The 21,284-nt window shown below is 66.1% G+C and carries 21 protein-coding genes; 13 read left to right on the top strand and 8 right to left on the bottom strand.

Annotated features, from left to right (window positions below; genetic code table 11):
* Window positions 1–178: 178 nt before the first annotated feature.
* Window positions 179–568, bottom strand: coding sequence for a RidA family protein (locus ACSQ3M_RS23660; RefSeq protein ID WP_436152514.1), 390 nt, complete (start codon window positions 566–568; stop codon window positions 179–181).
* A gap of 246 nt (window positions 569–814) precedes the next feature.
* On the opposite strand from ACSQ3M_RS23660, the gene ACSQ3M_RS23665 reads away from it, so the two are divergent.
* Window positions 815–2,200, top strand: a complete 1,386-nt coding sequence (locus tag ACSQ3M_RS23665; protein ID WP_436152515.1) for a class II 3-deoxy-7-phosphoheptulonate synthase — start codon at window positions 815–817, stop codon at window positions 2,198–2,200.
* A 95-nt stretch (window positions 2,201–2,295) separates the two neighbouring features.
* Window positions 2,296–3,132, top strand: a complete 837-nt coding sequence (locus ACSQ3M_RS23670; protein WP_436152516.1) for a cycloisomerase — start codon at window positions 2,296–2,298, stop codon at window positions 3,130–3,132.
* Window positions 3,133–3,145: 13 nt separating this feature from the next.
* Here the strand turns inward: ACSQ3M_RS23670 and ACSQ3M_RS23675 are convergent, their stop codons facing one another.
* Complete coding sequence (locus ACSQ3M_RS23675; protein ID WP_436152517.1) at window positions 3,146–4,030, bottom strand: outer membrane protein; 885 nt, start codon at window positions 4,028–4,030, stop codon at window positions 3,146–3,148.
* A gap of 167 nt (window positions 4,031–4,197) precedes the next feature.
* Here ACSQ3M_RS23675 and ACSQ3M_RS23680 point away from each other — a divergent pair, with 167 nt between their 5' ends.
* Both ACSQ3M_RS23680 and ACSQ3M_RS23685 read left to right on the top strand, forming a co-directional pair.
* Window positions 4,198–4,491: a Dabb family protein gene (locus tag ACSQ3M_RS23680; protein WP_436152518.1), complete on the top strand. Its 294-nt coding sequence runs from the start codon at window positions 4,198–4,200 to the stop codon at window positions 4,489–4,491.
* Window positions 4,492–4,569: 78 nt separating this feature from the next.
* Complete coding sequence (locus ACSQ3M_RS23685; RefSeq protein ID WP_436152519.1) at window positions 4,570–6,309, top strand: NAD+ synthase; 1,740 nt, start codon at window positions 4,570–4,572, stop codon at window positions 6,307–6,309.
* 238 nt (window positions 6,310–6,547) lie between these two features.
* Here the strand turns inward: ACSQ3M_RS23685 and ACSQ3M_RS23690 are convergent, their stop codons facing one another.
* Window positions 6,548–7,327, bottom strand: coding sequence for a hypothetical protein (locus tag ACSQ3M_RS23690; protein ID WP_436152520.1), 780 nt, complete (start codon window positions 7,325–7,327; stop codon window positions 6,548–6,550).
* A 138-nt stretch (window positions 7,328–7,465) separates the two neighbouring features.
* Here ACSQ3M_RS23690 and gltX point away from each other — a divergent pair, with 138 nt between their 5' ends.
* On the top strand, window positions 7,466–8,806 hold the full coding sequence (gene gltX / locus ACSQ3M_RS23695; protein WP_436152521.1) for a glutamate--tRNA ligase: 1,341 nt from the start codon (window positions 7,466–7,468) through the stop codon (window positions 8,804–8,806).
* 127 nt (window positions 8,807–8,933) lie between these two features.
* Here the strand turns inward: gltX and ACSQ3M_RS23700 are convergent, their stop codons facing one another.
* Complete coding sequence (locus tag ACSQ3M_RS23700; RefSeq protein ID WP_436152522.1) at window positions 8,934–10,262, bottom strand: MFS transporter; 1,329 nt, start codon at window positions 10,260–10,262, stop codon at window positions 8,934–8,936.
* Window positions 10,263–10,376: 114 nt separating this feature from the next.
* Here ACSQ3M_RS23700 and ACSQ3M_RS23705 point away from each other — a divergent pair, with 114 nt between their 5' ends.
* Window positions 10,377–11,111 (top strand): HAD hydrolase-like protein, encoded by a 735-nt coding sequence (locus tag ACSQ3M_RS23705; RefSeq protein WP_436152523.1) that lies wholly within the window; start codon window positions 10,377–10,379, stop codon window positions 11,109–11,111.
* Window positions 11,112–11,214: 103 nt separating this feature from the next.
* On the opposite strand, the gene ACSQ3M_RS23710 is transcribed toward ACSQ3M_RS23705, so the two are convergent.
* Together ACSQ3M_RS23710 and ACSQ3M_RS23715 are read right to left on the bottom strand one after the other, a co-directional pair.
* Window positions 11,215–12,411 (bottom strand): DUF2865 domain-containing protein, encoded by a 1,197-nt coding sequence (locus ACSQ3M_RS23710; RefSeq protein ID WP_436152524.1) that lies wholly within the window; start codon window positions 12,409–12,411, stop codon window positions 11,215–11,217.
* Window positions 12,412–12,621: 210 nt separating this feature from the next.
* A complete protein-coding gene (locus ACSQ3M_RS23715; protein WP_436152525.1) occupies window positions 12,622–13,116 on the bottom strand; it encodes a MarR family winged helix-turn-helix transcriptional regulator in 495 nt (164 codons plus the stop codon).
* A 113-nt stretch (window positions 13,117–13,229) separates the two neighbouring features.
* Between ACSQ3M_RS23715 and hmgA the strand changes: the two genes are divergently transcribed.
* Entirely contained in the window at window positions 13,230–14,588 is a 1,359-nt protein-coding gene (gene hmgA, locus ACSQ3M_RS23720) for a homogentisate 1,2-dioxygenase (RefSeq protein WP_436152526.1), read from the top strand.
* A 188-nt stretch (window positions 14,589–14,776) separates the two neighbouring features.
* Here the strand turns inward: hmgA and ACSQ3M_RS23725 are convergent, their stop codons facing one another.
* The gene (locus ACSQ3M_RS23725) at window positions 14,777–15,862 is read right to left on the bottom strand and encodes a TRAP transporter substrate-binding protein (protein ID WP_436152527.1); all 1,086 of its coding nucleotides are present in this window, start codon (window positions 15,860–15,862) and stop codon (window positions 14,777–14,779) included.
* 62 nt (window positions 15,863–15,924) lie between these two features.
* Here ACSQ3M_RS23725 and ACSQ3M_RS23730 point away from each other — a divergent pair, with 62 nt between their 5' ends.
* The 6 genes from ACSQ3M_RS23730 to ACSQ3M_RS23755 all read left to right on the top strand — a co-directional run bounded on the left by ACSQ3M_RS23730 (window position 15,925) and on the right by ACSQ3M_RS23755 (window position 20,839).
* A complete protein-coding gene (locus ACSQ3M_RS23730; RefSeq protein ID WP_436152528.1) occupies window positions 15,925–16,938 on the top strand; it encodes a fumarylacetoacetate hydrolase family protein in 1,014 nt (337 codons plus the stop codon).
* A 182-nt stretch (window positions 16,939–17,120) separates the two neighbouring features.
* Window positions 17,121–18,077 (top strand): MBL fold metallo-hydrolase, encoded by a 957-nt coding sequence (locus ACSQ3M_RS23735; protein ID WP_436152529.1) that lies wholly within the window; start codon window positions 17,121–17,123, stop codon window positions 18,075–18,077.
* A 12-nt stretch (window positions 18,078–18,089) separates the two neighbouring features.
* Complete coding sequence (locus tag ACSQ3M_RS23740) at window positions 18,090–19,658, top strand: FAD-dependent oxidoreductase (RefSeq protein ID WP_436152530.1); 1,569 nt, start codon at window positions 18,090–18,092, stop codon at window positions 19,656–19,658.
* A 14-nt stretch (window positions 19,659–19,672) separates the two neighbouring features.
* Window positions 19,673–19,876: a DUF2783 domain-containing protein gene (locus ACSQ3M_RS23745; RefSeq protein ID WP_436152560.1), complete on the top strand. Its 204-nt coding sequence runs from the start codon at window positions 19,673–19,675 to the stop codon at window positions 19,874–19,876.
* 34 nt (window positions 19,877–19,910) lie between these two features.
* On the top strand, window positions 19,911–20,444 hold the full coding sequence (locus tag ACSQ3M_RS23750; RefSeq protein ID WP_436152531.1) for a hypothetical protein: 534 nt from the start codon (window positions 19,911–19,913) through the stop codon (window positions 20,442–20,444).
* Between the two features lie 2 nt (window positions 20,445–20,446).
* Window positions 20,447–20,839, top strand: coding sequence for a lysozyme inhibitor LprI family protein (locus tag ACSQ3M_RS23755; RefSeq protein WP_436152532.1), 393 nt, complete (start codon window positions 20,447–20,449; stop codon window positions 20,837–20,839).
* 48 nt (window positions 20,840–20,887) lie between these two features.
* On the opposite strand, the gene ACSQ3M_RS23760 is transcribed toward ACSQ3M_RS23755, so the two are convergent.
* The gene (locus ACSQ3M_RS23760) at window positions 20,888–21,244 is read right to left on the bottom strand and encodes a hypothetical protein (RefSeq protein ID WP_436152533.1); all 357 of its coding nucleotides are present in this window, start codon (window positions 21,242–21,244) and stop codon (window positions 20,888–20,890) included.
* Window positions 21,245–21,284: the final 40 nt, after the last annotated feature.

Here is a 21,284-nt window from a genome sequence, read left to right on the forward strand (position 1 = left end):
CGGCAATTGAGCGGCCCGAGGTGCGACTTTGGTGCAGAACGCACCGCCACACGTCATCGATATGAAGGACGCGAACAGCGCCGGAGCGATCGCCATTGGTTGGTTGAGCGCTGAGATGAAAAGCGACTACCGGGGCGATCGATCTAGTTGTCGCATCAACTGACGTCGTGCCGGTCGGTCAGTCCGCCTTGCCGAGATAGGCGGTCGCGTCGATCTCGACGAGGCAGTCGGGCGAGCCCAGCCCATTGACGATGCAGGAGACCCGGTGTGGCGGATCCTCCGCGAAATTCGCGAAATAGACCTCGTTCATCGGCTCCCAATAAGCCCGGTCGGTGACGTAGACCGTGCATTTGACGATGTCCTTCAGCCCAGCCCCGGCTTCCTCGAGCAGGGCCTTGATGTTGTCGATGCACTGCTGCGTCTGTCGCCTCGCGTCGCCGATCGCGTATTTGCCTTGCAGGTCCGCGCCGACGCAGCAGACGAACATGAAGTCGCCGGCGATCGTCGCCTGGGCGAAGGGCAGCCGGCTCTTGTAGACCCGGTCCGAGGACACGCTGCGCTTGGGCATGGGCGGGTCGTCCTGTTCTGGCCCGGAGCCGGTTGAATCGGCATCCGAACGCGTTGAATCTGTCTCTCAGGCGTTTGAATCCGGGTAGCAGCGGATCGCGCCAACCGCTTGACGGGATTCGCTCTTTCGCGCTGAGGTCGGCTGCTCTTGCCGTAGCGGTGGCCAGCGGCCACTTGCGGGTGTATAGGCCGCCCTTCGCGCCAAGATGAGGTTAACGCGCGATACGTGAAACCAGGAGCAGTACCCATGTCCGAGCGGTGGACGCCCGATAGCTGGAGGGCAAAGCCCGTCCAGCAGATGCCGGAATACCCGGATCAGGCAGCCTTGAAGGCGGTCGAGCAGCAGCTCGCCGGCTTTCCGCCGCTGGTTTTTGCAGGCGAGGCGCGCAAGCTCAAACGGGCGTTGAGCAAGGTCGCGGCCGGTGAGGCCTTCCTTCTCCAGGGCGGCGACTGCGCCGAAAGCTTCGCCGAGCACTCGGCCGACAACATCCGCGATTTCTTCCGGCTGTTCCTGCAGATGGCGGTGGTGCTGACCTTCGCCGGCGGCTCGCCGGTGGTGAAGGTCGGCCGCATCGCCGGCCAGTTCGCCAAGCCGCGCTCGACCCCGACCGAGACCATCGGTGGCGTCGAATTGCCGAGCTACAAGGGCGATATCATCAACGACAACGAGTTCACGCCCGAGTCCCGGATTCCGGACCCGCGCCGCCAGCTCGAGGCCTACAGGCAGTCGGCGGCGACGCTGAACCTGCTCCGCGCCTTCGCGACCGGCGGCTACGCCAATCTCGACCAGGCGCATCGTTGGATGCTCGGCTTCGTCAAGGATTCGCCGGCCTCGCATCGCTACCAGGAGGTGGCCGAGCGCATCACCGAGGCGCTCGACTTCATGCGTGCCATCGGCATCGATCCCGAGACGCATCCCGAGATGCGCACGACGGATTTCTACACCAGCCATGAGGCGCTGCTGCTCGGCTACGAGCAGGCGATGACGCGCACCGATTCAACCAGCGGCGAGTGGTACGACACCTCCGGCCACATGGTCTGGATCGGTGATCGCACGCGCCAGCTCGACCATGCCCATGTCGAGTTCTTCCGCGGCATCAAAAATCCGATCGGCCTGAAATGCGGCCCCTCGACCACGGTCGATGGCTTGCTCAAGCTGATCGACGCGCTCGACCCGCAGAACCAGGCTGGCCGCCTGACGCTGATCGGCCGCTTCGGCGCCGACAAGGTCTTCGACCATCTGCCGGCCCTGGTGCGCGCCACCAAGCGCGAAGGACGCAACGTCGTCTGGTCCTGCGATCCGATGCACGGCAACACCGTCAAGGCGGCGAGCGGCTACAAGACGCGGCCGTTCGACCTGATCCTGACCGAGGTGAAGAACTTCTTCGCCGTGCATCAGGCGGAAGGCACCCATGCCGGCGGTCTGCATCTGGAGATGACCGGCAAGAACGTCACCGAATGCACCGGCGGCGCCCGCGGCATGACCGATGCGGACCTCAACGACCGCTACCACACGGTCTGCGATCCGCGCCTCAATGCCGAACAGGCGCTGGAGCTCGCCTTCCTCGTCGCCGAGCTGGTCAAGCGCGAACGCGCCGGCCGGGCGCGGCCTGAGGTCGAAGCGGCCGAGTGATATAAAAAGGCGACGGACGGCTCGTCCGCCCGTCGCCTTGACCGCTCGCCCCGCGCTCCTCATGGTCGAAGCCAAGAGGGTATGGGGAGGCCAGAATGAAGCTTGGGTTCGCGGCGGCGCTGGCCGTCTGTCTGGTCGCCTTTCCGGCACTGGCGCAGGAGGCGGCGAAGAAGCCCGCTGCCCCGTCCGGCCGCTTCGTCGAGGTCGCGCGCTTCAAGGCTCCCGCGGCCCGCCAGGCGGCCGCGGTCGATGCTGCCTACGTCTACGCGATCACCGACCGGGCCATCGCCAAGCACGACAAGACGACCGGCGCCCTGGTCAAGGAATGGAAGGGGGCCGAAGACGGCCCGATCATCCATCTCGACAGCGGCGCGGTGATCGACGGCAAGCTCTACGCCGCCCATTCCAACTACCCGGCCTCGCCGATGACGAGCTCGGTCGAGATCTGGGATGCGCAGACGCTCGAGCACGTCGGCTCGCACAGCTTCGGCATCCTGCTGGGCTCGCTGACCTGGCTCGACCGGCATGACGGTGCCTGGTGGGGTGTCTTCGCCAATTACAGCCGCGTCTTCGGCCAGAGCCAGCAGCCCTATGGCAACTCCTACTGGACGACGCTGGTGAAGTTCGACGAAGCCTGGAAGCCGGTCCAGGGCTGGACCTTTCCTGCTGCCGTGATCAAGCGGGCCGAGCCGATGAGCATGTCGGGTGGCAGCTGGGGCAAGGACGGGCTGCTCTACGCGACCGGCCATGACCACAAGGAGGTCTACACCCTGCGCCTGCCCAAGATGGGGTCCGTGCTCGAACTGGTCGCGACCTATCCGATCGAAGGCGAGGGCCAGGGCATCGCCTGGGATCGCAGCGGCGGCGCGGAGACGCTGTGGATGATCAGCCGGGCGAAGACCGAGCTGATCGGGCAGCGCTTCGAGCGTTGATCAGGCCTACGGATCAGAACTTAAGCGCGGCGGCGACGCGGGCTGTGTTCACCGTAACAGTCGTACCCTCGACCTCAGCGAAGCGAACGATCTGATATTCGGCGCGCAGCAGCAGATTGTCGGTTACCGCCCATTCGACGCCAGCGCCCGCGCTCAGGCCGAAGCTGTAAACGTTCTTCTTGGTTCCGCCGACCACGGACGGATTGGTCGGCGTGTAACCGGCGGCGTAGAAGGCTTCGGTCGCGCCCGTAAGCGGGTTTGTGCGGGTTAAGAACCAGGTCGAGCGGATCGATGAGATCGTATTGAATCGGCCAACGGCGCCGCCGATCGTGGCGTAAGGCATGAGGCGACCATAGGCCCAGCCCATACGCAGCCTCGCCGTGGCATAGTCGTTCAGCTTGGCGCCGTGGCTGGTAGTGATGTTGACGTCGTTCAAACCTTCGGACGTGGTGATACGCCGTCCGATGAAGTCATTGATGATGTAGTTCTGGCCGGAGCGCGTGTAGTCCACTTCCAGGCCGAGAACGACATCGTCGAACAGGTAGTTGTAGCCGACCACGCCGAAAAAGGTGGACCCGCTGTCGCGCTTCTCGGCCAAGTTGCCGACCAGAGAACCGATGTTGCCCTCGGCACCAAGGACGGTATTCCTGAAGGCGTAGTTGGCCATATCGCCGAGGCCTTCGCCGGGCTTGAATTTCGTATCGCTGACGCCGGCGCCGCCACCGAAGTAGAAGCCCGACCAGTCGAAGCGCCCACCGCCGAACATCGGCGGCGGCTCGACCGGCTGCTCGATCTGCGAACCCCTGAGATAGTCGGCGCCTTGCGCGCCCTGCGGAAGCGCCAGCGTACAGGCCATTGCGACGACGGGGGCGAGGGCGGCGATAGATCCAGCACGCATCGCGTGTCTCTCCGAGCAGTGGCCAGCACGATGGTTGCACCGACCCGGAGATGATTCATGCCCGGTTAACCCTAATGTCGGGTTAATGGATTGCCGATCCGATCATCCTCGATCAGACATCCGCCCGCGGTCAGGACGCGCGATTCCCGGCTGCAAGGAGAGGGCAGATGATCCGGCACATCGTATTCTTCACGGCCAGGCGCGCTGAGGATGTCGGCATGGTCCAGCGCCTGCTGGGCCGGCTCGGCGATATCCCGCACGCGCTGACCTTCGAGGTCGCGGCCAACGCCAGGATCGATCCGATCGGCAACGAGATCGACATCGTCGTCTATGGCGAATTCGCTGATGAGGCCGCGCTCGCCGCCTGGAAGGCCCATCCGATCTATGATCAGACGACGCAGGCGGTGCGTCCCTTGCGCGAATTGCGCTACTCGGCCGATTTTCGCTCAGTGCTTCGCTGACCTGCCCTTGCGAAAACGCAGGGGCGAGCAGGGCGCCGGCCCGTTGCTGGCGCATCGGTGGCAAGCTACATCCGGATCATGACCGCGACCTCTCTCCGCCTGGCACTCGCCCAGCTCAACCCGATCGTCGGCGACGTCGCCGGCAATGCCGACAAGGTGCGTGCCGCCCGCCGCGAGGCGGCCGCTGGCGGCGCCGAACTCGTGATGTTCCCGGAGCTCTTCCTCTCGGCCTATCCGCCCGAGGACCTGGTGCTGAAGCCGGCCTTCCAGGATGCCTGCCGCAAGGCCTGCGAGGCGCTCGCCCGCGAGACCGCCGATGGCGGCCCGGCGGTGCTCCTCGGCTTGCCCTGGCTCGAGGACGGCAAGCTCTACAACGCCTATGTCCTGCTCGATGGCGGCCTGATCCAGTCGGTGCGCTTCAAGGTCGACCTGCCCAATTACGGCGTCTTCGACGAGAAGCGGGTGTTCGAGCCCGGCCCGCTGCCCGGCCCCGTCGTCTTCCGCAACCATGTCCGCCTGGGCATTCCGATCTGCGAGGACATCTGGGGCGAGGAGGTCGTCGAGTGCATCGCCGAGACCGGCGGCGAGATCCTCTTGGTCCCCAACGGCTCGCCCTTCCGGCGCGGCGTGACCGAGGAGCGGCTCAACGTCGCCGTCGCCCGCGTCGTCGAGAGCGGTCTGCCGCTGGTCTATCTCAATCAACTCGGCGGTCAGGACGAACTCGTTTTCGAGGGCGCCTCCTTCGTCCTCAATACCGACCGCAGCTTCGCCCATCAACTACCGGCCTTCCGCGAGACGATCGCGATCACGCAATGGGAGCGTGGGCCGGACGGTTGGCGCTGCCTGCCCGGCGAAGTCGCCCCGGTCGAGGCCGGCGACGAGGCCGACTATGCGGCCTGCGTGCTCGGCCTGCGTGACTATGTCGAGAAGAACCGCTTCCCCGGCGTGGTGCTCGGCCTCTCCGGCGGCATCGACTCCGCCATCTGCGCTGCGATCGCGGTCGATGCGCTGGGTTCCGAGCGTGTGCGCTGCGTGATGATGCCCTATCGCTTCACCTCGCAGGAGAGCCTCGACGACGCCAAGAAGTGTGCCGACGCGCTCGGCGTGCGCTACGAGATCGTGCCGATCGCTGAGCCGGTCGAGGGCTTCGAAGCCGCGCTGGCCGAGCTCTTCGCCGGCACCAATCGCGGCATCACCGAGGAGAACCTGCAGAGCCGGGTGCGCGGCACGTTGCTGATGTCGATCTCGAACAAGTTCGGGCCGATGGTGGTGACGACAGGCAACAAGTCGGAGATGTCATGCGGTTACGCCACGCTCTATGGCGACATGAACGGCGGCTACAATCCGATCAAGGATCTCTACAAGACCGAGGTCTTCCGGCTCTCGGCCCTGCGCAATCGCTGGAGGCCGGCAGGCGCGCTCGGGCCGGATGGCGAGGTCATCCCCGAGAACATCATCGTCAAGCCGCCTTCAGCCGAACTGCGCGAGAATCAGAAGGATCAGGATTCGCTGCCGGCATATGAGGTGCTCGACGACATCCTCGCCTGCCTGATCGAGCACGAGATGCGCCTTGCCGATATCGTCGCGCGCGGCCACGATCTCGAGACGGTACAGAAGGTCGAGCGCCTGCTTTATCTCGCCGAGTACAAGCGCCGGCAGGCGGCGCCGGGCGTCAAGGTCACCCGCAAGAACTTCGGCCGCGACCGGCGCTACCCGATCGTCAACCGCTTCCGCGATTCCGGCGCGCCGGCGCATGAGCCCGACCGGACGCTGGTCAAGGGCGTCGGCAAGGCCGCGGGCGAGAGCTTCGATTTCTGACGCGCAGAAACGCATCGTCATTCCGGGGCGCCGCGCAGCGGCGAGCCCGGAACCCATGAACACCGCCTTTTCCGTCATGGTCGGGCTTGTCCCATCCACGTCTTCGCTGGTCGAAGGCGGTGTTCAAGACGTGGATGCTCGCCACAAGGGCGAGCACGACGAACTGGAGCAGCGTCGTGTCCATGGGTTCCGGGCTCAGGCCCGAGGCCTGCCCTGGAGTGACGGCGGAGCGCTCCCTCTACAGCCAGAACCCACCGATCTGGTTGGCCGCCGGATTGGCGATGCAGGCCGTCATCCGGTCGAGCCAGATGCGCTGGTATTTGGCGTTGAGGCCGTGCTGGGTATCGACGTCGTAGCGGCGCTGGATCAGCTTGACGCGGCGCTTGATGTGCAAGTCGACGAGACTGTTGAGCTGCGTCACCAGCCCGCCGATCGTCGGGGCGCGGGCGATGGTGAGCTGGTGCGCCAGCGCCCGGCAGACCACGAAGCCGACATCGTAGTGGAACTGCTCATGCGCCAGCAGGGCCGGGGTCAGCACCACGCCGATCCTGACCTGCGCATTCGGCCAGACCTCGATCTCGTTGGGCACGCCGAAGGCGTAGTCCGCCCCCGCCATGCGGGCGCCCTTGTCGAAAATCTCGTATTCGAAGGCGGTGTAGGCGTCCTGCACCGTGCCGTCCGCAGGGTCGATCACCACCGGCACCTGCAGGAAGTCGCCGGCCTTGAGCTTGATCGGCAGGCGCGAGGCGCTGACCACGACGCCGGCCGGCGCCGGGTTGCTGGCCATGTGCAGGAAGGTCTTGCCACCCGGGTCGACCTTGGAATCCGGGCTCGTCATCTTCAGGAAGACCTGCTGGTAGCGCTTGATCCCGCCTCTGGTCAGCGGCCCGCAATCGCCGTCGACATCGAGCAGATCGATGCCGAGCGCCGCCGTATGCGGGTTGATCATCGCCTGGACCAGGCGGGTATCTGGAACCGTGTTCTTGCCGCCGAACCCGACCGAAGCCGTGATGCTCATCCTCGCCTCCCAGCGTAGATATCGACATCCCCGTCGCCTTCTAACCTTGCGTCAATCTGAACGCTTGTCGATCTCCTTTCGCGAGGGCGGCGCCATGCCCTTGCCCTCGCGCCCGTCCCGCGCGACAAGCGGCCGGTCATGACCACACCCTTCGTCCGCACCGCCCCGTCGCCGACCGGCTATCTGCACATCGGCAACGCCCGCTCGCTGATGTTCAACTGGCTCTTCGCCAGGCGCCATGGCGGGCGCTTCCTGCTGCGTTATGACGATACCGACCAGGCGCGCTCGAAGCCGGAATTCGCCGATGCCATCGCCGAGGACCTCGCCTGGCTCGGCGTTGTCCCCGATGCGAGCATCAAGCAGTCGGAGCGGATCGCACTCTACGATGCCGCGGCGGAGAGGCTACGCGCCGCGGGGCGCCTCTACCCCTGCTATGAGAGCGCCGACGAGCTCGACCGCAAGCGCAAGCGCCAGCTCGCCCGCGGCCTGCCGCCGGTCTATGATCGCGCCGGCCTGAAGCTGACCGCAGAAGAGCGCGCCAGGCTGGAGGCGGAAGGCCGCAAGCCGCATTGGCGCTTCCTGCTCGATTGGGAGGAGATCGGCTGGGACGATCTCGTCCGCGGCCCGTCGCATGTCGACTGCGCCTCGCTCTCCGATACGGTGCTGGTCCGCGAGGACGGCACTTATCCCTACACGTTGCCCTCGGTCGTCGACGATCTCGACATGGGCATCACCCATGTCATCCGCGGCGAGGACCACGTCACCAACACCGCCGTGCAGATCCAGATCATGCAGGCGCTCGGCGGCGCGCTGCCCACGTTCGGTCATCACAACCTGCTGACCACCGCGAGCGGCGAGGGGCTGTCGAAGCGCCTCGGCCATCTCTCGCTCCGGGGCCTGCGTGAATCCGGCATCGAGTCACTGGCGGTCGCCGCGCTGGCCGTGCTGACCGGCTCCTCCGATGCGGTCCGGCCGGTCTCCAGCCTTGACGAGCTCGCCGGGCTGGTCGACCTCGCCCATGTCTCGCGCGCGCCGGCCAAGTTCGACGAGCACGAGCTGGAAGCTCTCTCGGCCCGCACGCTGCACCAGCTCGATTTCGCTGCGGTCGAGGAGCGGCTGAAGCAGCTCGGCATCCCGGCGAGCGAGCCGTTCTGGCTCGCCGTGCGCGGCAATCTCGCCCGGCTCTCGGCTGCGAAGGATTGGTGGAAGGTGATCGAGGGGCCGCTCGAACCGCACGTCGCCGACAAGGCCTTCGCGGCCCAGGCGGCGGAGCTGCTGCCGCCGGAGCCTTTCGACCAGACGACCTGGAAAAGCTGGACGCAAGGCGTCGCGGCCGCGACCGGCGCCAAGGGCAAGGCGCTGTTCATGCCGCTGCGCCAGGCGTTGACCGGCCTCGACCATGGCCCGGAGCTGGCTCAGCTGCTGCCCTTGATCGGGCGGGAGAAGGCGCTGAAGCGGCTACAGGGCGAGGCGGCGTAGAGCCCGTCATTCTCGGGCGGAGCGAAGCGAAGACCCGAGAATCTCCTGACGAGAAAGCGCCGGCTGGAGCCTCACCCGGCCTGAGGTGCTCGGGACAAGCCCGAGCATGACGCGCGTTGGCTGCCCCTCATTCGTGCCGGTGCATCGCCGATTCGTGTTTGGTGTCGCGCATGGTCGAATAGACCAGCAGCGAGATGAAGATCACCCCAGAGAGATAGTAGTAGAACCACTGCTCGTGGCCCTGCTGCTTGAAGAACAGGGCGATCGCCGGCGCGGTGCCGCCGAAGATCGAGACGGTCAGCGCATAGGGCACGGCGACGCCGGTGGCGCGGATCGAGGTCGGGAACAGTTCGGCCTTCACCACGGCGTTGATCGAGGTGTAGCCGGCGACGAAGAGCCAGGCGCCGGAGATCAACAGGAACGCGACCCAGGGCGATTTGGTCTGCTCCAGGGCCGACAGGATCGGCACGGTCAGCAGCGTCCCGGCGACGCCGAAGAAGATCAGCGGCGGCTTGCGGCCGATCCGGTCGGAGAGCATGCCGTAGAGCGGCTGCAGGATCGAGGCGAAGATCAGCGAGCCGGCGATCACATAGGTGGTGACGATGTCGGAAAGGCCGACCGTCTGCTTCACGAAGGTCTGCATATAGGTGGTGAAGGTGTAGAAGGCGGCGGTGCCGCCTGCCGTGAGCCCGACGACGATCGCGACCTCGCGCGGGTATTTCAGCAGGCCGCGCAGCGAGCTTTCCTTGGCCGGGCCGGCCTTCTTGGCCTCGTTGAAGGCATCGGTCTCGTGCATGTTTCGGCGCATGAACATGGCGGTGACGGCCAGCATCGCACCGATCACGAAGGGGATGCGCCAGCCCCAGTCGACCAGCTGCTCATGGGTCAGGAAGACGTTCTGGAGCAGGAGCAGCACCAGGATCGCGGTGAGCTGCCCGCCGATCAGCGTCACGTACTGGAAACTCGAATAGAAGCCGCGATGGTCGGGATGGGCGATCTCGGTGAGATAGGTCGCGCTCGCCCCGTACTCGCCGCCGAGGCTCAGGCCCTCGATGACCCGTGCCAGCGCCAGCAGCACCGGCGCAGCGAAGCCGATCGTCTCATAGGTTGGCGTCACTGCGATGATCAGCGAGCCGAAGCACATCATCAGCACTGAGACCGTCAATGACAGCCGGCGCCCGTAGCGGTCGGCGATATGGCCGAACAGCCAGCCGCCGATCGGGCGCACGATGAAGCCGGCGGCGAACAGGGTCGCGGCGTTGAGCTGCACCACCACCGGATCATGCGAGGGGAAGAATTTGGGCGCGAAATAGAGCGCGAAGGCGGTGTAGGCGTAGAAATCGTACCACTCGACCAGGTTGCCGACCGAGCCGATGAAGATCGCCTTCAGGCGTCGCGCGGTGTCGGCGACGTCCATGCCGTGAGGGGCCGGGGTGGCGATTGCTGGATCGGACATGGCTCGCTCCGCGCGTCGATGCGGCACGGGAGAAGCCTGCGCCGGCAGCTATACGCTGATCTAAGCCTTGCGTTCTGTGCCAGTCAGCGAGGGGAGATTTGGTCAGAGTTGCTTGTGGCGCATGACGAGCGCGGCTACGGCCGTGCGCTCGCTCCGGTCCGCGTTGACGGCTGCATGAGCGTGCGGCAATCACCGGAGCCCATAAGATCGGTCGCCGCGATGCCTGCCTTCTCTCTTGCGATATTCGACTACGATGGGACGCTGGCCGACAGCTTTCCGTGGTTCTGCTCGGTGCTCAACCAGACTGCGCGGCAGTTTGGCTTCCGCGAGGTTGCGGAAGGCGAGGCCGATGAGCTTCGTGCGCTTGGTTCACGCGAGATCATTGCCCGCCTCGGCGTTCCCTTGTGGAAGATGCCGGCAATCGCGATGCACATGCGCAGGCTGAGCGCTGAAGCCGGCGATGCGGTGGCGCTCTTTCCAGGTGCCGAGTCGATGCTCGCGGGCCTGGCCGCAAGCGACGTTGCGATCGCGATCGTGAGCTCGAACAGCGAAGAGGTCATCCGCCGCACACTTGGCCGAGCTGCAGCTCATGTGAGCTATTTCAGCTGCGGCGCGTCGCTCTGGGGCAAGAGCGCCAAGTTCAAGGCAGTCATCCGGCAGGCGGGGATTCACAGGCAGCGTGCCATCGCCATCGGGGACGAGATCCGCGACATCGACGCGGCGCGGCGGGCGGGCATCGCGTCCGGCGCGGTGACTTTCGGCTACAACACGGGCGCAGCCTTGAGAACGCGAGGGCCGGACCTGATCTTCGACGACTATGAGCAATTGCTGGCGAAGCTGACGGCGTGACCTGAGGCTCTGACCGGGATTTGCCGGGGCTGCTGATCGTAATGAACCCCTTGGCGCGCTTGCTGCGAGCTAGCGATGAGTAATCTTCGCTAGCTCAGCTCGCTCAAGGCCGCGCCGTCGCCCCGACCCCCAGATTGGGCGCGAGGTTCGGCGCGACGATCCGCACGGTGCGGCGCTCGCCGGTGACGCTCTTGCTCTCGCGCTTCAGGCCATCGCCTTGCTGCAGCGTCTTCTCGCCGTCGATCCGCTGCGGGCCGACGCCGGCGGATTCGGTGCTGGCGGTCGGCACATTGGTGTCAGGCGTCGGCTCGTCGCCGGGGGCGGCCTGCAGCGTGGTCGGCGCCGGGCCGGCCGGCTTGGCCTCGGCTGCGGCGGTATTGGCGGCGCCCTTCTTGCCGCGTTGCGGCTGCTCGGGCTTCGGCCGCGACATTTCCTGCGAGCGCTGCTCGGTGACGATGATGTCGCCCTTGCGCTGCTCGAGCATCTGCTCGGCGTTCTGGAGCGCCTGGGCCCAGCTCTGGCCCTGTCCTCGGCAGGTGCAGGCGGCGTCGAAGCTGCGGGTGTATTTCAGCGCATTCGGCAGGGACGAATAGGGCTGCCCGCTGCTGCGCGCCACCGCATTCTGGATGTCGCCGCCGCTGCTCATGCCATAGGCCAGCGTCTCGCTCCCGGGGCAGAGCGACTGGCACATCTCGTCCTGGCTCTCGCGTCCGCCCGGGCTGTTGGCGAGCGGGAAGAAGTAGCCGTCACAGCTGCGCACGCACACCGAATAGGGGCCGCCCTGGCGTGCCCCGCCTTCCGTCGGCTCCGTCGGCTGATCGGGGTCGAGCTCGGGCAAAGTCGAATCGATCTCGCCGCGGCGCGGCTCGATCCCGAAGATCGTCTCGAAGAAGCCGCGCTGCTGCGTCCGGCAATTGTTGTTGATCAGCGCCGCGAGCTGGGCGCGCCGCTGTTCGACGGCGCCGCCCTGCGCCTGCTGCTGAAGCTGGGTGTATTGCGATTGCAAAGCCCCCAACTGGGCGCGGATGCCGCCGCATTGCGGTGGCGGCGCATCGCCGAAGAACAGGAAGCCGCCGCGATCGCAGCCCATCGACCGATACTGGCTGGAGAGCTGTGCGAGTTGGCCGGCGACGCGCTGCGCCGCCTGGGCGGCGCGTGCATCGCCGCCGCGCTGGCCCTGCAGGTTGGAAAGTTCGGCGCGCCAGTTGTCGCAAGCCGGCGACTGCGCCAATGCGGCGCCCGACAGCGCGGCGAAAGCCAGCGCCGGAGCGAGCGCGCGTCGGAGCGAAGCGAAAATCATCGAAGGCAGAGTGCTATCCCTGTGGCTCGTCCCATGCCAGCGGCGATCGCTTGCATCGGCAAAGCACATGCTAGAAACGCGACGGAACTAAGGAGGCGCGTGTCGAACCGTCCGCGAAAGCCGATTCGATGCATCGCCCGGACGACTTTGCGCATCGCATATCGCGCTCCGGGCGGCAAATCGCGCGAAGCGGATCACGGTCTTTTGAGGTCACGCCTCCTCGGTCTGGTAGGCGCCGGCAAGATGGCGGCCGCGCTCGGTCAGCACCGCCAGCACGCGCTCGAACACCCGCAGCTCGTCGGCTGAGATTCCCTCGATCCAGCGCTCCTCGAAGGCGAGGGCCAGCGGCACGATCTGGGCGTAGAGGCGTTGGCCGGCGGCGCTGAGAGCGACGAAGGCCTCGCGCCGGTCGGCCCGGTTCTCAGCTCGCGTCACCAGGCCCCGCTTGTCGAGCTCGGCCACGGCGCGCGAGACCTTGGTCTTGTGCATCTGCGAGAGCTCGCCGATGTCGCGCGAGGTCAGCTGCCCGAACTCGCCGAGCTGCGCGATCACCCGCCATTCCGGGATGCCGATGCCGAAGCGCGTGCCGTAGACCCGGCCCAGCCCGCGGCTGGCGAAGAAGCCGACCACGTTGAGCCGATAGGGCAGGAACTGCTCGAGATGCAGGGCACGGTCGGCGGAGGGCGGCTTCGGCTTCGTTGACATTAGTTTCACATGTAACTAATTAGGGTGGGACCAAGGCCGCTCAAGGCCGCGCCCGCGATCATTGCGCAACGGCAGCGCCTGTCAAAGCGGCGATAGCAGGAGGAAGCCCAGTCATGAACGTGCAAACCACGCTTCAGTCGAGCTTCGGCGAGCAGGTCCGCGGCGGGCGCCGCTATATGTCCGGCTTCGGCAATTCCTTCGAGACCGAGAGCCTGCCGGGCGCGCTGCCGATCGGCCGCAACTCGCCGCAGAAGGCGGCCTATGGCCTCTACGCCGAGCAGCTCTCCGGCTCCCCCTTCACCGCGCCGCGCTCCACCAATGAGCGCTCCTGGCTCTATCGCATCCGCCCGAGCGTGAAGCATGGCGGCCGCTGGACGCTGGTCGACAAGGGGCTGATGCGGACCGCGCCCTGCCGAGACGAGACGAAGCCTTCGCTCGGCCAGTTGCGCTGGAGCCCGATCCCGATCCCGCAGGAGAGGCTCACCTTCCTCACCGGCCTGCGCACCCTGACCACCGCTGGCGACGCCGACAGCCAGGCCGGTATGGCCGCGCATATGCTCTTCGTCACCGCCTCGATGGAGAAGGAATACATCTTCAACGCCGATGGCGAGTATCTCGTCGTGGCGCAGGAGGGGAAGCTGCGCTTCTTCACCGAGTTCGGCATCATCGAGATCGAGCCGGGCGAGATCTGCATCATCCCGCGCGGCGTCGTCTTCCGCGTCGAATTGATGGGCGGGCCGGCGCGCGCCTATGTCTGCGAGAACTATGGCGGCGCTTTCACGCTGCCCGATCGCGGGCCGATCGGCGCCAACTGCCTCGCCAATCCGCGCGATTTCCTCACGCCCGTCGCCGCCTATGAGGACATCGAGGAGCCCTCGACCCTCTATGCCAAATGGGGCGGGGAGCTGTTCTCCACCAAGGTCGACCAGTCGCCGCTCGACGTCGTCGCCTGGCACGGCAATTACGCGCCCTACAAATACGATCTGCGCCATTATTCGCCGGTCGGCGCGATCTCCTTCGACCACCCCGACCCGTCGATCTTCACCGTGCTGACCGCGCCCTCAGAGACGCCCGGCACCGCCAATATCGATTTCGTCATCTTCCCGGAGCGCTGGATGGTGGCGGAGAACACTTTCCGTCCGCCCTGGTACCACCGCAACATCATGTCGGAGTTCATGGGGCTGATCTACGGCGTCTATGACGCCAAGCCCGAGGGCTTCACACCCGGCGGCTTCAGCCTGCACAATATGATGCTGCCGCACGGCCCGGATGCGCAGGCCTTCGAGCATGCCAGCACGGTCGAGCTGAAGCCGGTCAAGCTCACTGGCACCATGGCCTTTATGTTCGAGACGAGATTCGCCCAGCGCGTCACCGGCTACGCCGCCGGCCTGCCGGAGCTGCAGGACAATTACAGCGATTGCTGGAGCGAGCTGAAGAAGCGCTTCGACCCGAACAAGCCCGAGGCGTGGTGAGGTCTCGCCGCAGCGCCGCCCGCTCTCTCTCCTCTTGTGGGGGAGAGCTGGAGAGGGGGGTAGTCAGCCGTGAGGCTGATCATTGGCGAAGCCTCGACGCCGCTCGACCGGTCACCCCTCTCCCAACCCTCCCCCACAAGGGGGGAGGGCTCCCGCGCCCATTTCGGATCAGCTATCGTAAGTGTGCCTCAGCGGCTGCGCAGCCGGTTCATGAAGGCGTCGTAGGAGAGCTCCGCAACCTGCCACCAGAGCAGGTTCTCGCCGCGGAAGGCGACCATCGACTCATAGCCCTTCTTGAAGGCTTCGCTCTTGGCGGAGGTCTCGGCGTAGTACTCCTCGGCCGCCTTGAGCGAGGCTTCCATGATCGGCTGCGGGAAGGCCTTGAGCTGCGCGCCCTGGGCGATCAGCCGGCGCAGCCCGCCCGGATTGACGAAGTCGTACTTCGCCAGCATCCAGTTGTTCGCGGCCTCGCAGGCGTTCTGGACGATCGCCTGATAGTGCTTGGGCAGCTTGTGCCACTGCTCCTGGTTGATGACGAGGTGCAGCATGGCGCCGCCCTCCCACCAGCCGGGATAGTAGTAATAGGGTGCGACCTTCACGAAGCCGAGCTTCTCGTCGTCATAGGGGCCGACGAACTCGGCGGCGTCGATCGTGCCACGTTCCAGCGCCGGATAGACGTCGCCCGCCGCGATCTGCGTCGGCACCACGCCGAGCTTGGCCAGCACCGCCCCGCCCATGCCGCCGATGCGGAATTTGAGGCCCTTGAGGTCGTCGACCGTCTTGAGCTCTTTGCGGAAGAAGCCGCCCATCTGGCAGCCGGAATTGCCGCAGGGGATCGAGTAGGCATTGAACTTGGCGAGCGCTTCGTTGACGATCTGCTCGCCGCCACCGAAATACCACCAGCTATGCTGCTGGCGGGCGTTGAGGCCGAAGGGAATGCCAGTGCCGAGCCCGAGCGCCGGCTCCTTGCCGACATAGAAATAGGTCGGCGTATGCGCGCATTCGACCGTGCCGGAGGTGACCGCGTCGAGCGCCTGCAGGCCGGGCACGATCTCGCCGGCCGAGAAGGTCTGGATCTGGAACCTGCCGTCGGTGGCGTCCGACATGAACTTCGCGAACTGTTGGGCGGTGCCGTAGATCGTGTCGAGCTGCTTCGGGAAGCTCGAGGTCAGGCGCCACTTAATCTCAGGCATCGACTGCGCGATCGCGGGCATCGCGATCGGCGCGGTGGCCGCGGCGAGCGCGCCCGTCTTCAAAAACGTACGGCGTTGCATGGACTTTCCTCCCCGGGATCGATTTGCTGCCATCATCACTGTTCGGCGAGGATTGAAAAGAGATGAAAGTCGCATCCCTCATGCATGGCCGGGATGGCCGCCTCGTCGTGGTCTCGAATGACCTGACCCGCGCGACCGACGCCTTCCCGGTCGTGGCGACGCTGCAGGGCGCGCTCGACGACTGGGAACGCTGCGCGCCGCGGCTCGCCGATCTCGCCGAGAGCCTCGAGCACGGCTCGGTGCCTTCCTTCCGCTTCCACGAGAATCACTGCGCCTCGCCTTTGCCGCGCGCCTATCAATGGGTCGACGGCTCGGCCTATGTGAACCATGTCGAGCTGGTCAGGAAGGCGCGGGGTGCGCAGATGCCCGAAAGCTTCTGGACCGATCCGCTGATGTACCAGGGCGGCTCCGATTCCTTCCTCGGCCCGCGTGAGGCGGTGAAGCTCGCCAGCGAGGATTACGGCATCGATCTCGAAGCCGAGATCGCCGTCGTCACCGGCGACGTGCCGATGGGGGTGAGCCCCGAGGCGGCGCGCGGACTGATCCGCCTCGTCATGCTCGTCAACGATGTGAGCTTGCGGAATCTGATTCCCAACGAATTGGCGAAAGGCTTTGGTTTCCTTCAAGCAAAGCCGTCCTCGGCCTTCTCGCCGGCGGCAGTGACGCCGGACGAACTCGGCACGGCCTGGAAGGACGGCAAGCTCAGCCTGCCATTGCTCGCGCAGGTCAACGGCAAGCCCTTCGGCAAGCCTGAGGCCGGCGTCGACATGACCTTCGACTTCGGCGCGCTGATCGCCCATGCCGCCAAGACACGCCCGCTCGTCGCCGGCACCATCGTCGGCTCCGGCACGGTCTCGAACCGCGATTCCGATGGCGGACCAGGCAGGCCGGTCGCGGAGGGTGGGCTCGGTTATGCCTGCATCGCCGAGCAGCGCATGGTCGAGACCATCCGGCACGGTTCGCCGCAGACGCCCTTCCTGCGCTTCGGCGACAGCGTCCGCATCGAGATGAAGGACGCCGCCGGCCATTCGATCTTCGGCGCGATCGAGCAGGAAATCCTGCCCTATGCGCCGTAGGCCACACCGTCATTCTCGGGCGAAGCCCTCGGGTCCGACCTTCGGTCGGCCCAAGGATAAACTCGGCGCAGACCCGAGAATCTCAGAACGAGTAGGGCACCCACCGGAGCCTCTCGCGGCCTGAGATGCTCGGGTCAAGCCCGAGCATGACGTCAGTATCGACAAGTTTACGAGGTTGCTCCATGTCCTCCCCCGCTTTCGCCTCCACTGCCGATCTCGGCGAGAAGACCGTCTCCTTCGAGGAGGTCGGCAAGGGCGTCTACGCCTATACCGCCGAGGGCGACCCCAATAGCGGCGTCGTCGTCGGTGACGACAGCGTCCTCGTCTTCGATGCGCAGGCGACGCCGACCATGGCCGAACGCGTCATCGCCCGGGTCCGCGAGGTCACCGACAAGCCGGTCAGCCATGTCGTGCTCTCGCATTACCATGCTGTGCGCGTGCTCGGTGCGCCGGCCTATGGCGCCCGCGAGATCGTCTGCTCGGATGCGGCGCGCGCCATGATCGTCGAGCGCGGCGAGGAGGACAAGGCGAGCGAGATCGGCCGTTTCCCGCGGCTGTTCCAGGGCGCGGACTCGATCCGTCCCGGCCTGACCTGGCCGACCATGACCTTCTCGCACAACGCCTCGATCTGGCTCGGCAGCCGCGAGGTCCGGCTGATGAAGCTCGGACGCGGCCACACTGCCGGCGACATCGTCGCCTGGACGCCGGACACCAATGTGATCTTTGCCGGCGACCTCGTCGAATACGGCGCCACGCCCTATTGCGGTGACGCCCATTTCACCGACTGGCCGACGACGCTCGACGCACTCGCCGCCTTTGCGCCCGCCGCCATGGTGCCGGGTCGCGGCGCCGCATTGACCAACCGGGCGATGGTCGCCGACGGCATCAAGGGCACGCGCGCCTTCCTCTCCGACCTCTTCGAGGCAGTGAAAGGCCATGTCGCCCAGGAGCGTTCGCTGCGCGAGACCTTCGAACGCGTGCATGAGACGCTGAAGCCGTCCTATGGCGACTGGGTGATCTTCGAGCACTGCCTGCCCTTCAACGTCACCCGCGCCTATGACGAGGCCGGCGGCCTCGACCATCCGCGCATCTGGACCGACGAGCGCGACCGCCAGATGTGGCTGGACCTGCGGGGCTAAAGGCGTCGCCCTATGCAGCCCTTCCGCCAGTTCGCCTACCAACGCAGCCCGGATCAGGACGCGGCCACGCCCGTCCGCCATCCCGTCGTCATCGTCGGCGCCGGCCCGGTCGGGCTGACGCTGGCGCTCGATCTGGCGCGCCGGCAGGTTCCGGTCATGCTGATCGACGATGCCGACCGGATTGGCGAGGGTTCGCGCGCCATCTGTTTCGCCAAGCGCACGCTCGAAATCTTTGACCGGCTCGGCCTTGCCGAGGCGATGGTTGCAAAGGGCGTCACCTGGCAGAAGGGCAAGGTTTTTCGCGGCGAGGCCCAGCTCTACGAGTTCGACCTCCTGCCCGAGGGCGACCACAAGCAGCCGGCCTTCATCAACCTCCAGCAATTCTATGTCGAGGCGGCGCTGGTCGAGGCCGTGCTCGCCGAGCCACTGGTCGATCTGCGCTGGAGCAACCGGCTGGCTGGTCTCGAAAACCGCGAGGACGGCGCCAGGCTGACGATCGCAACCCCGGAGGGGGACTACTCCCTAGAAACCGATTGGCTCATCGCCTGCGATGGCGCACGCTCGCCGACGCGCGGCCTACTCGGGCTGGAGTTCCGTGGCGAGGCCTTCGAGGACCGTTTCCTCATCGCCGATGTGAAGATGACCGCGCCGTTCCCGACCGAGCGCTGGTTCTGGTTCGATCCGCCCTTCCATTCCGGCCAGTCGGCACTGCTGCACAAGCAGCCGGACGACATCTGGCGCATCGACTTGCAACTCGGACCCGATGCCGATCCGGAGCACGAGAAGCGACCGGAGATCGTGCGGCCCCGGATCGAGCGCATGCTCGGCCACGCCGAGTTCGCGCTCGAATGGGTCTCGGTCTACCGCTTCCAGTGCCGCCGGCTCGACAAGTTCCTGCATGGTCGCGTGATCTTCGCCGGCGATGCCGCCCATCAGGTCTCGCCCTTCGGCGCGCGCGGCGCCAATTCCGGCATCCAGGACGCCGACAATCTCGGCTGGAAGCTGGCGCTGGTTGCGCAGGGCAGGAGCCCGGCCTCGTTGCTCGATAGCTATGACAGCGAGCGCCTCGCCGCCGCCGACGAGAACATCCTGAACTCGACACGCGCGACCGACTTCATCGCGCCGCGCTCGCCGGGCGAGCGCCTGCTACGCGAGGCGGCACTCTCGCTGGCGCCACATACCGGCTTCGCCAAGCGCTTCGTCAATTCCGGCCGGCTTTCGCTGCCTTCAGCCTATGCCGGTTCGCCGCTCTCGACCGAGGATGACGGCGGGGAAGGCAACCTGCCGCCCGGCGCGCCTTTCCTCGACGCGCCGGTTGCCGGCGCTCCTCACGCCTGGCTGAGCGAGGCTTTCGCGGCGGGGCAGGCGATCCTGCTCGGTGAAGGCGCGGCAAGGATTGCGCCGGTTGGCGTACTCGCGATCGAACCGGCCGCCGGCGATCGAACCTTGCGCCAGCGCTATGCTCTGGAGGGCGGCGCAGCCGTGTTGCTGCGGCCGGACGGGCATGTCGCTGCCCGCTTCCCGAAACCCGAGCGCGCCGCGATCGAGGTTGCGATCGAGCGGATGGAGGGCAGGGGATGAATGCAGCGGTTGCCATGACCCCCGCGACCGGGCTCGCCCGCGAATCGCGCTTTGCCGATCCAGATGCCGCCTTTCGCCTGCTGGCCCAGGCGCATCGCGATCTCGACGAGCGCGCGAGCGCCGCGCTCAATGCTCGCCTCGTCCTGATCCTCGCCAACCACATCGGCGACGAGCGGGTTCTGCGCGAGGCCGTGGCGCTGGCGCACGAGGCGAGGTAGGCTCGGCTCACGACGCCTTGGAGCCGTGAGCCTGATGGAAGATCTGCCGACCTTCTACCCCACTTTGATCCCGCTCGGTTTCTTCTTCTGGGGGCCGGCGCTGGTGGTGCTGACGCTGCTCCTGTCCTGGCTCTGGGCGCGCAGCCTGCGCGTCGACCGGGCGCTGGAGAGCGACTTCAACGGCTTCACCAAGGAGGACGTCGAGAAGCTCTTCTCGCTCTATGGCCCCGAGCGCCGGGCGATCTACCGCAACAAGCTGCTGCCGGCCGATCTCGCCTTCGCGCTGGTCTATACGATCGTCGGCGCGCTGATCGTCGTCGGTCTCACCATGCGCGGCTACCCATGGTGGGTGGCCGCTTTGTGCGGTGGCGGCTGGCTCTTCGGCGGGCTCTGCGACGTTGCCGAGAATCTCGCCATCGCCCGCCTGCTCGATCGCTATCCGAAGGTCGAGGACGGCACGGTCGCCTTCGCCAGCGGCTTCACTCGGCTGAAGCTCGTGCTGACCGGGCTCGGCTTCGTCGGCGCGATCGCGGCCTATTATCTCGCCTTCAAGCCGATCGCCGCCTGAGCATGCGCGGCTTTGTGCGCGCCTTGCTGGCTGCGGGCGTCTTTGGCGCGCTGGTCATGCCGGCGGCGGCCGACGACGCCTATAAGCGCTGCATCGACACATCGGACGGCACCAATCCCGCCTGGGCCGCCTGCGGCGGTGAATGGGTCGCGCGCGAGGACGCCAAGCTGAATGCAGCCTGGAAGCGGCTCTATGCGGCGAGCGAGCCGACGACCAAGAAGGACCTGCTCGACGAGCAGCGCGCCTGGAACGCCTTCAAGGACAAGGCCTGCCAGTTCTACGCCAATGCTGACTTCGGCCGGGAAGGGCAGGTGCTGCACTTCCCGAGCTGCCGGGCGGAGCTCATTGCCCGGCGCACGGCGACGCTCGACAGCTATGGCGCCGACCGGCGCTAGGCTATGAACCCATTAATCAGAGATGGCCGCAATGGAGGCGGCTATGACCTATCGAGCGTAATATGCCTTGTAGCCGTCATGTGCCGAGAACAGCGCTACGAAATCGCCGCCATCCTGAAACCATACGGTCAGTTGTTTTCCGATCTCGGGAGCAGCCCAGTCCTCGATCGCTATTGAAGCGATATTGAGACGGCCATGTTGCTCGGCGCGCACCGACAATGATTGGCCCTTGTCATCGATATAATCGCCTTCAATAGTGTTGGCGTGCTGGTCACGATCGTATCGATCTGATGGCGAGAAGGGGCCAAAAGCAACGCCCATAGGTGGATCAAGATGCTCAAGGATGGCGGTGCCGATGGCAGTTCCATTTTGATAAACGCTGACCTGCATAAGAAAGCTTTCCACGTTCGCCGAGCCTCGGAAACTGCGATGATTGCGGCCGACG

Source organism: Allobosea sp. LjRoot90 (assembly GCF_964254315.1).
Lineage (GTDB): Bacteria > Pseudomonadota > Alphaproteobacteria > Rhizobiales > Beijerinckiaceae > Allobosea.